Origin of the sequence: Pseudoalteromonas sp. BSi20652, from assembly GCF_000239855.1 — a bacterium.
GTDB lineage: Bacteria > Pseudomonadota > Gammaproteobacteria > Enterobacterales > Alteromonadaceae > Pseudoalteromonas.
In genome coordinates this window covers 1-572 of the sequence record NZ_BADT01000219.1, presented here as the reverse complement: position 1 = coordinate 572, position 572 = coordinate 1, and the positions used below count along the sequence as shown (strand labels likewise).

The 572-nt window shown below is 37.2% G+C and carries 1 protein-coding gene; it reads left to right on the top strand.

The window, feature by feature from the left end; all coding sequences use genetic code 11:
- Window positions 1-164: 164 nt before the first annotated feature.
- On the top strand, window positions 165-572 hold a 408-nt coding region (locus tag P20652_RS19145), incomplete at its 3' end, for an HET-C-related protein (RefSeq protein WP_033018082.1).

Below are 572 nucleotides of genomic sequence, written 5' to 3'. Positions count from 1 at the left end.
AGCTGATCTAGCAGCCTCTCAAACTGCAGATACTAAAAAAGACAACACCCAATATCAAGGGTTGGACTTTGTAGATATACTAGCAAAATACGAGCAGTTTTTAGCATGGCGTGACGAGCTAACAAAAGACCAAAAACGATTTTGTCGCTGACTTAATATTAAAAATGCTACATTACAGCAGTGAGATATTTATTTTAGTAAGCAGCTTTGCAATTCACCATATCATCGAAACCGTATCGCATCAGATTGATGATGCACAAACCTTGATTAGTAAAACTGGAACTGATCCCACTCACAGTCAATTAGCTAAAGATCATGACGTGCATCCGTTCCATGAAATTGCGGCCCTTGTGGCTCGAGAAGCTGTTGCGGTTGCAGGTAAAGCAATTAAAGGATTTTGGGAAGGAGATAAAAGTGTAAATCCAATTTTATTAACTAATAGCATTATTCAACATCCTGATTTAATGACATTGTTCGAAAAGGAAATCATCGAGTGGAGTAATGAAAATGAAGATAAAATAAGAAAAGGCACCTATAAAACCTCTGTCGATGAGGTGCACGATCATTTTAAT